General features: G+C 65.8%; 6 protein-coding genes. 1 reads left to right on the plus strand and 5 read right to left on the minus strand.

Translation table 11 applies throughout. From position 1 onward, the window contains the following. Window positions 1-15: 15 nt before the first annotated feature. Together rpsJ and H7F30_RS14375 are read right to left on the minus strand one after the other, a co-directional pair. Complete coding sequence (gene rpsJ / locus H7F30_RS14370; RefSeq protein WP_006946210.1) at window positions 16-324, minus strand: 30S ribosomal protein S10; 309 nt, start codon at window positions 322-324, stop codon at window positions 16-18. Between the two features lie 435 nt (window positions 325-759). Further along, on the minus strand, window positions 760-2,028 hold the full coding sequence (locus tag H7F30_RS14375; protein ID WP_187035893.1) for an aminotransferase class I/II-fold pyridoxal phosphate-dependent enzyme: 1,269 nt from the start codon (window positions 2,026-2,028) through the stop codon (window positions 760-762). 194 nt (window positions 2,029-2,222) lie between these two features. Here H7F30_RS14375 and H7F30_RS14380 point away from each other — a divergent pair, with 194 nt between their 5' ends. Next, entirely contained in the window at window positions 2,223-3,068 is an 846-nt protein-coding gene (locus H7F30_RS14380) for a hypothetical protein (RefSeq protein WP_047310395.1), read from the plus strand. 59 nt (window positions 3,069-3,127) lie between these two features. Here the strand turns inward: H7F30_RS14380 and H7F30_RS14385 are convergent, their stop codons facing one another. The 3 genes from H7F30_RS14385 to fusA form a co-directional block, all read right to left on the minus strand. Further along, window positions 3,128-5,380 (minus strand): hypothetical protein, encoded by a 2,253-nt coding sequence (locus H7F30_RS14385; protein ID WP_187035895.1) that lies wholly within the window; start codon window positions 5,378-5,380, stop codon window positions 3,128-3,130. 102 nt (window positions 5,381-5,482) lie between these two features. Beyond that, window positions 5,483-6,679 carry an elongation factor Tu gene (gene tuf, locus H7F30_RS14390; RefSeq protein WP_047310397.1) on the minus strand — a complete coding sequence of 399 codons (1,197 nt, stop codon included), beginning with the start codon at window positions 6,677-6,679 and terminating at the stop codon, window positions 5,483-5,485. A 119-nt stretch (window positions 6,680-6,798) separates the two neighbouring features. Then, window positions 6,799-8,913 carry an elongation factor G gene (fusA, locus tag H7F30_RS14395; protein ID WP_187035898.1) on the minus strand — a complete coding sequence of 705 codons (2,115 nt, stop codon included), beginning with the start codon at window positions 8,911-8,913 and terminating at the stop codon, window positions 6,799-6,801. Window positions 8,914-8,981: the final 68 nt, after the last annotated feature.

Here is an 8,981-nt window from a genome sequence, read left to right on the forward strand (position 1 = left end):
GAGTCAAACCCTCGCTTACAGCTTGATCTCGATGTTGACGTCAGCCGGGAGGTCGAGTCGCATGAGCGAGTCGACGGCCTTCGGCGTCGGGTCAACGATGTCGATGAGGCGCTTGTGCGTACGCATCTCGAAGTGCTCGCGGCTGTCCTTGTACTTGTGCGGCGACCGGATGACGCAGAAAACGTTCTTCTCCGTCGGCAGCGGCACCGGTCCGACGACCGTTGCGCCTGCACGGGTCACCGTGTCGACAATCTTGCGCGCCGAGCTGTCGATGACCTCGTGGTCATACGACTTCAGTCGGATGCGGATCTTCTGTCCCGCCATTCGCGTGAGTCTCTCTTCTCGCCAATCATGTTCAGTGCCGGCTCCCTACCCACGCGCTCGGGCGTGTCGCGACCCCTTCGGGCCGTCGCCTCCGTCGGGGAGGCGAGGGCTTTTCAGCCGGTGCTTGCGCTTCCCTGAATCGCACGTCACCCGCTCGGGGTGGTCGCACCTTCAGGAGGCGCAGAACAGGTGCGTTTCAGAGGCGGCAGTGCAGGTACGGACCTTCACCACGCGTCAAGCAACTTGTCCATAGTGCCAGATGCCCCGGCGATGGCCAAATCGGGGCGGCCGTGGCGATGGCCACACCGCGCCTTGCCCTCACACACCGACCGAGTCCACCTCGGAGCGCACCGCTCGGTTCGAGCACGGTGCGCCCCGGGCGGGCCCGGCCTCTCGAACCCCGGCACGGGACCGTGGTTCGGTCGAGTGTCGTGTTCAGGCTGTGTTCTTCGCCTCGGCCGCTGCGAGCAGCACACAGAGGGCGACACCCTCCATGGCCGTGCGTACCTCGTCGAGCGGAGGGAGCGACGGTGCGAGACGGATGTTCTCGTCCTTCGGGTCCTTGCCGTAGGGGAACGACGAGCCGGCGGGTGTCAGCGCGATGCCGGCTTCCTTCGCGAGTTCCACGACGCGTGAGGCCGTGCCGGGCACGACGTCGAGGTTGACGAAGTAGCCGCCGTGCGGCGTGTTCCACCGCGCGACGTCGTAGCTTCCGAGCCGAGCCTCGAGGGCTGCGCCGACGGCGGCGAACTTCGGCGCCATGATGTCGCGGTGCTTGGCCATGTGTGCGCGCACCCCGGCTGCGTCACCGAAGAACTCGGCATGGGCGAGCTGGTTGACCTTGTCCGGCCCGATGGAACCGTTGCCCAGGTTCTCGAGGTACCAGGCCACGGTGTCGCGCGAGCCCGCGAGGAAGGCGACACCGGCACCGGCGAAGGTGATCTTCGACGTCGAGGCGAACATGATCGGGCGGTTCGGGTGACCCGAGGCCTGCGCGAGGCTGACGATGTCCGCCGTCTTGGCCTCCACGCCGTCGAGGTGGTGCACGGCGTAGGCGTTGTCCCAGAAGATGCGGAAGTCGGGAGCTGCGGTCGGCATCGCGGCGAGCGCGGCCGCGACCTCCTGGGAGCAGACGGCCCCCGTCGGGTTCGCGTAGGTGGGCACGACCCACATGCCCTTGATGCTCGGGTCGGTCGCCGCGAGGCGGGCGCACTCTTCGGCGTCGGGGCCGTCGTCGTTCATCGGGACGGTGATCATCTCGATGCCGAACGACTCCAGGAGCGCGAAGTGGCGGTCGTAGCCGGGCACAGGGGCCAGGAAGCGAACCTTCTCCTCCTGTGCCCAGGGGCGCGGGGAGTCGAGGCCGCCACGCAGGAGGTGGTACACGAGGGTGTCGTGCATCATCGTGAGGCTCGAGTTGTTGCCCGCGACGATCTGGTCGAGCCCCACACCGAGCAGTTCGGCGAAGATGCTGCGGATCTCAGGGAGGCCCGCGAGCCCGCCGTAGTTGCGTACGTCGACGCCGTCGGCCGTCGTCTGCGAGGGGAGGGTGAGCAAGGCGTTCGCAAGGTCGAGCTGCTCGGCCGAAGGCTTGCCGCGCGTCAGATCGAGCTTCAGCCCCTTGCCCTTCAGCTGTTCGTACTCGTCACGCAGGGATGTCACCAGGCCCGCCAGGTCATCGGCGGCCATGTCGGCGAGGGTCATCGGGTTCCTTCCGGTCGCTCACAGTCGTTCTCATCCTTCCACGCACGGAGCCCCGCAGCCAGACTCGTCTCACTCCCCCAACGCCGCCTCGGGTTCGAGCAGACTTCCGCCGTATACGAATTCGATGGAACCTCCTGGCGCGCAGGCCCGTCGGACGTTCATCCAGCCCGGCTCACACACGAAGGAAGACGATCATGCGTAAGACGACACGAGCTACGGTTCTTTCCCTCTCCGTCGCCTCGGCGCTGGCTCTCGGCGCCTGTGGCCCGGAGTCGGCAACCGGCGGGAGCGGTTCCTCCTCGACCACGTCGAAGTCCAGCAGCACGGACGAGGCCTCGCCGTCGACGCAGTCCGAGAAGTCGAGCGAAGACACGACGTCGTCCACGACGACGCCCTCCGACCCGACCGAGGACGCCGGCACGACGGACGAGAAGGACCAGGGGGCAGCATCACCCGAACAGGCCGCCAGCCTGCCCAGCGGCCCCGTGACGAAGGCGACGCTCGTCACCGCAGGTGGTTACCAGAAGCGTCCGGACAGCAAGTACGGCGAGTTCTACGCCGTCCTCAAGGTCGACGGCACCGGCCCGGGCAAGGCCACGGTCCGCTACGACATGCTCGACGCGAGCGGCAAGGTGATCGGCACGGTCGAGGACACGATCAAGGTCGGCAAGGGCAAGGACATGATCAAGATCAGCACCAAGCTCGGCAAGGCCCCGGCGGGCATCAAGAAGGTGCGCCTCAGCCTCACCAAGAACGAGACCGACGACCGCTCGGACGACATCACGATGAGCAACGTCAAGATCAACAACGACGGCCCGAACCGCCGCCCGGTCATCACCGGCAACTACGCCGCGAACGGTGACTCGCCGGTCACCGGGATCCGGGCCATCTGCATGGACGCGAACAAGCGTGTGATCGTCGGCCACGGCCTGCCGGACGTCAAGGGCGCCAAGAGCGGCACCTTCAAGGCTGAGCTGCACGAAGCGCCGCGCGACTGGAAGGCGAGCACCTGCTACGTCGGCCAGAGCGGCACGCTCTGAGTTCGAACGAACGTGGGCCGGGACCATCGCGTGCCCCCGGCCCACGTTCGTGCGTTCCCCTAGTCCAGTCGATAGACCGTGACGGTTCCGGAGTGATGTACGGCATCCGCGTAATCCGCGAGGTCGGGAGAGACGTCGCTGGCCGCGGTGTCGGCGTAGAGCCAACGGACTCCCCGCCGTTGCAGTTGCTCGACTGTGCTGCGGTCGGGATCGTGAAAGACCTTCTCGTTGAGCGCGAAGAGCTTCTGATCCGAGAACGGCTGCGACGTCGCCGGTAGACCGCCCCTACCTGCGTTGCGCTGCGCGGGATCGGTGTAGCCCCATGCCTCGATGAAGACCCGCCGCTCGGTCAGCGCGCTCACCCAGTAGGCGCGCGAGTCGCACTCGGCGTCCTCGGGCACCCGACAGTGGACGTTGGTGGCCACGACGTCCGTCTCGCCCGAGTGATCTCGAACCCACTGTGCCGCAGACGTCTCCTGTGCGGACACGGTCCATGCCTTGTCGTCCGTCACGGTGGAGAACAGGCTTCCACCGTTGTTCTTGCCGACGTTGAACGCGGGAAAGACCAGTGCCGCTCCGAAGAGGATTCCGGCTCCGACGAGCGGCCGGTAACGACTGACCACGAGTGCACCGACGACGAGCGCCAGCGTCAGGAGCGCGAAGGCGAGCACGCTTGCCGGGATGTCCGTCCGGTCGGGCACCGATGTGCCGCTCGCCCAACGAAGGGCCAGAAGCAGCAGCCCACCGATGACGAATCCCACCGAGAGCATCTGCCACCGGCGCGAGGCGCTTCGTTCCCACAGCTCGGCGAATCCCCACCCTGCAAGGAGGGCGATGAGGGGCAGGGCGCCCATCGGGAAGTAGCCCTGCGACATCCCCGTGTGGTCCACGAGCAGGTAGGCGGCGAGGCTCGCCGCGAAGGACGCGAGCAGGAAGACGGGTGCGGGGTCGGTCCGCCACGTGCGCCCCAGGGCGACGCTCGTTGCGGCGTAGCCGTACTGCACGGCGAGAGCCACGAGCAGACCGACAACGAGCACGACCACTCCCGTTGTCTCGAGATGCGGCATCACGAAGGGGCCGTGGTCGAACGTGTTCGGCGGCTCGACGTAGTGCTTGTACGGGCTCTGGTGCCGGAAGCTTGAGAAGAGTCGGATCTTGGACCCGGCGGAGCCGCCCGCGAACAGGGGCAACGCGAGGGCGATTCCGGCGAGGCAGGAACCGAAGACGATCGCGGCACCACGTCGCACCGCAGACCTGCGAACGTACACGACCCCCACCGCGAGGGCCCCGCAGCAGAAGACCGGCAGGATGCTCGACTTCGCGCCGGCGCACACGAAGGCGGTCACCAAGCAGACGATGGCGCCCTTCCAGCCGATGCGTGCTCCCCGCAGGATCGGCACGAACAGCCACGCGGCCCACAGGGTGAAGACGAGACCGAAGATCTGCGACGGGCTGGGCCAGACGAAAGCCGTCGTCGGGCCGGTCGGGCCCTTCCAGGCCATGGGCACGATGCCTGCCGGAATCACGAACAGGACGATCGCCGCCGTCCCTGCGATCCAGGCCCCGCTCAGCCTGCGCCCGACGACGAGGCAGAGGGCGAGCGCCAGAGCAACAACAGGCAGGTACCACAGGCGCGTCGCCACGTCCGACGTCGAGGTGAAGGAGCCCAGGCTCCCGGACGCCATGTAGGCGTTGCTCAACCAGTGATAGTTGAGCTGACCGAGGACCTCGACGTGAGGAACCGTGGGCAGCGCCGCCCGTTTGAGTTCCGCAGCGATTCCAACGTGCCAGTACAGGTCCTGGTACATCGTGCTGGGACCGGGCGGGCGCGACTGGTGACGTCCGAATCCGACGAAGAGCCACGCCATCCAGAACGTCGCCACGGTGAGTAGCCACAGCGAGCCGGTCGGGATGCCCCGAACCGCAGCCTCGCGCTGCCCGACGCGCTCGTCGGCCACGTCGTGCTCGTCGCCGCTGAGCAGTGCCGTTCGATTCCTGGCGCGTCGCTCCAGAACGCCTGCCGCGACGAGGGCCACTACGCCGCCGGCAACCGTGAACGACGGCGCACCGACGACCTGCCACAGAAGCCAGTTCGCGAGTTGCGCCCCGATGCCCACGGCCGCGCCGATCGTGGCTCGCTCGAACCCACCCGTGGTGTAGCGCCCGACCAGGGCCCAACCGAAGACCCACCACAAAGCCGTCCACAGGGCGTACCGCAAAGCCGCAAGCGGTTCGACGTCGACGAGAACCGGAGCGGCGAACACCACGAGGAGCAGGACGACGAGTGGTGGGGCGTTACGGCGGTTCAGCACCGGAACATCCTACGGCGCCGCAGACAGTGCCCCGAGCATGGCAAAGGGCCCCGAGGCGAATGCCTCGAGACCCTTTGCGGATGGATCCCCGAAGGGATCAGATCACTTGATGATCTTGGTGACGCGACCGGCGCCGACCGTACGACCACCCTCACGGATGGCGAACTTCAGGCCCTCCTCCATGGCGATGGGCTGGATGAGCTCCACCGTCATGTCGGTGTTGTCGCCGGGCATGACCATCTCGGTGCCCTCGGGCAGGTGAACGACACCCGTGACGTCCGTCGTACGGAAGTAGAACTGCGGACGGTAGTTGTCGTAGAACGGCGTGTGCCGGCCACCCTCGTCCTTCGAGAGGATGTAGACCTGACCCTCGAAGTCCGTGTGCGGGGTGATCGAACCCGGCTTGACGACAACCTGGCCACGCTCGACGTCCTCGCGCTTGACACCGCGAAGGAGCAGACCGACGTTCTCACCGGCGCGACCCTCGTCGAGCAGCTTGCGGAACATCTCGATGCCCGTGACGGTCGTCTTGGTGGCCGGGCCCTCGTGGATGCCGACGATCTCGACGTCCTCGTTGACGTTCAGGACACCGCGCTCGATGCGGCCCGTGACGACGGTTCCACGACCGGTGATCGTGAAGACGTCCTCGACCGGCATGAGGAACGGCTTGTCGATGTCGCGCTCCGGCTCCGGGATGGAGTCGTCGACAGCGTTCATGAGCTCCATGAGCTTGTCGCCCCACTCGGCGTCGCCCTCGAGCGCCTTGAGCGCCGAGACCTGAACGACCGGCAGGTCGTCACCCGGGAAGTCGTAGGAGGACAGCAGTTCGCGGACCTCCATCTCGACGAGCTCCATGATCTCCTCGTCGTCGACCATGTCAGCCTTGTTCAGCGCGACGACGATGTAGGGAACGCCGACCTGGCGGGCCAGGAGGACGTGCTCCTTCGTCTGCGGCATCGGGCCGTCGGTGGCCGCGACCACGAGGATGGCGCCGTCCATCTGAGCAGCACCGGTGATCATGTTCTTCACGTAGTCAGCGTGACCGGGGCAGTCAACGTGAGCGTAGTGACGCTTCTCCGTCTGGTACTCGATGTGCGCGATCGAAATCGTGATACCGCGCTGCTTCTCCTCCGGCGCCTTGTCGATCTCGTCGAACGGCGTGAAGGGGTTGAGTTCCGGGTACTTGTCGTGCAGAACCTTAGAGATTGCTGCCGTCAGCGTCGTCTTGCCGTGGTCGATGTGACCGATGGTGCCGATGTTGACGTGCGGCTTGCTCCGCTCGAACTTCGCCTTCGCCACTTGGGTCCTCCTCAGGACTTGTGTTGGTCAAACGCTTTGTCGCCTTCGGGGTTGAAGGCGCCGGGACGCGTCTGTTGTTTACAGGTTGTGTTACGGGTCTCTAGACGGGACGGACCCGTTCACTCGCCCCGGATCTTCTTGATGATCTCGTCCGCGACGCTCCGGGGAACCTCGGCGTACGAGTCGAACTGCATCGTGTAGTTGGCACGACCCTGCGTCTTGGAGCGAAGGTCACCAACGTACCCGAACATCTCCGACAGCGGAACGAGGCCACGAACGACCTTGGCGCCGCTGACGTCCTCCATGGCCTGGATCTGGCCACGGCGGGAGTTGATGTCGCCGATCACGTCGCCCATGTACTCCTCGGGCGTACGGACCTCGACTGCCATCATCGGCTCGAGCAGCACCGGGTCGGCCTTGCGGACGGCCTCCTTCAGTGCCATGGAGCCGGCGATCTTGAACGCCATCTCCGAGGAGTCGACGTCGTGGTAGGCACCGTCGACCAGCGTGGCCTTGAGGCCCACCAGCGGGTAACCGGCGAGGACACCCTGCTGCATGGCGTCCTGGATGCCGTTGTCGACGCTGGGGATGTACTCACGCGGCACGCGACCACCGACGACGGCGTTGACGAACTCGTAGAGCTCGCCCTCGGACGTGTCGAGGGGCTCGAAGGTGATCTGGACCTTCGCGAATTGACCGGAACCACCGGTCTGCTTCTTGTGCGTGTAGTCGTACTTCGCGACGGCCTTGCGGATCGTCTCGCGGTACGCCACCTGCGGGGCGCCGACGTTGGCCTCGACCTTGAACTCGCGCTTCATGCGGTCGACCAGGATGTCGAGGTGGAGCTCGCCCATACCACGGATGATGGTCTGGCCGGTCTCCTCGTCGAGCTCGACCTGGAAGGTCGGGTCTTCCTGAGCCAGCTTCTGGATGGCCGTGGAGAGCTTCTCCTGGTCACCCTTCGTCTTCGGCTCGATGGCGACCGAGATGACCGGCTCCGGGAACGTCATCGACTCGAGGACGATCTGGCTGCTCGGGTCGCTCAGGGTGTCACCCGTCGTCGTCTCCTTGAGACCGATGGCGGCGTAGATGTGACCAGCCTGTGCCTCGTCGACCGGGTTCTCCTTGTTGGCGTGCATCTGGAAGAGCTTTCCGATGCGCTCCTTCTTGCCCTTGGTCGTGTTGACGACCTGCGAGCCGGCGGAGATCTTGCCCGAGTAGACGCGGATGAAGGTGAGCGAACCGAAGAACGGGTGCGCAGCGACCTTGAACGCGAGGGCCGAGAAGGGCTCGTCGAGAGCCGGCTTACGTGTGATCTCCTGCTCCTCGTCACCCGGGACGTGGCCGATCATCGGCGGCACGTCGAGCGGGCTCGGGAGGTAGTCGACGACGGCGTCGAGCATCGGCTGGACGCCGCGGTTCTTGAATGCGGAGCCACACAGGACCGGGTAGAGCTCGGAGTCGACCGTGAGCTTGCGGATGCCGGCCTTGATCTCGTCCTCGGTCAGCTCCTCGCCGCTGAGGTACTTCTCCATGAGGTCGTCGTCGGACTCGGCGACACGCTCGACGAGCGCGTTGCGGTACTCCTCGGCCTTGGCCTTGAGGTCGTCCGGGATCTCCTGGATCTCGTACTTGGCACCCATGGTGACGTCACCCTTGGCGTCACCCGGCCACACGAGAGCGCGGTTGTAGATGAGGTCGACGACACCGACGAAGTCGTTCTCGGCACCGATCGGCAGCTGGAGCACGAGCGGCTCCGCACCGAGGCGGTCCTTGATCGTCTGGACGGTGAAGTAGAAGTCAGCGCCCATCTTGTCCATCTTGTTGACGAAGCAGACGCGCGGAACGTCGTACTTGTCAGCCTGGCGCCACACCGTCTCGGACTGGGGCTCGACGCCCTCCTTGCCGTCGAAGACAGCGACGGCACCGTCGAGAACGCGCAGCGAGCGCTCGACCTCGACCGTGAAGTCCACGTGACCCGGGGTGTCGATGATGTTGATCTGGGTACCTTCCCAGAACGACGTCACAGCAGCGGACGTGATCGTGATGCCACGCTCCTTCTCCTGCTCCATCCAGTCGGTCGTCGACGCACCGTCGTGCGTCTCACCGATCTTGTGGTTGACGCCGGTGTAGAAGAGGATGCGCTCGGTCGTCGTCGTCTTGCCGGCGTCGATGTGCGCCATGATGCCGATGTTGCGGACCTTCTTCAGGTCGGTCAGCACGTCCTGTGCCACGGTGTCTCTTCTCGTTCGAAGTTCAGTATCAGTACTGGGTGAGCCGGGGTGACGGCCCGATCCATTCT

The organism is Dermacoccus sp. PAMC28757, assembly GCF_014302635.1.
GTDB lineage: Bacteria > Actinomycetota > Actinomycetes > Actinomycetales > Dermatophilaceae > Dermacoccus > Dermacoccus abyssi.

Excerpts from the sequence above, each read along its gene's own strand:
- rpsJ (WP_006946210.1), bottom strand. The coding sequence starts at position 324 with ATGGCGGGACAGAAGATCCGCATCCGACTGAAGTCGTATGACCACGAG.
- H7F30_RS14375 (WP_187035893.1), bottom strand. The coding sequence starts at position 2,028 with ATGACCCTCGCCGACATGGCCGCCGATGACCTGGCGGGCCTGGTGACA.
- H7F30_RS14380 (WP_047310395.1), top strand. The coding sequence starts at position 2,223 with ATGCGTAAGACGACACGAGCTACGGTTCTTTCCCTCTCCGTCGCCTCG.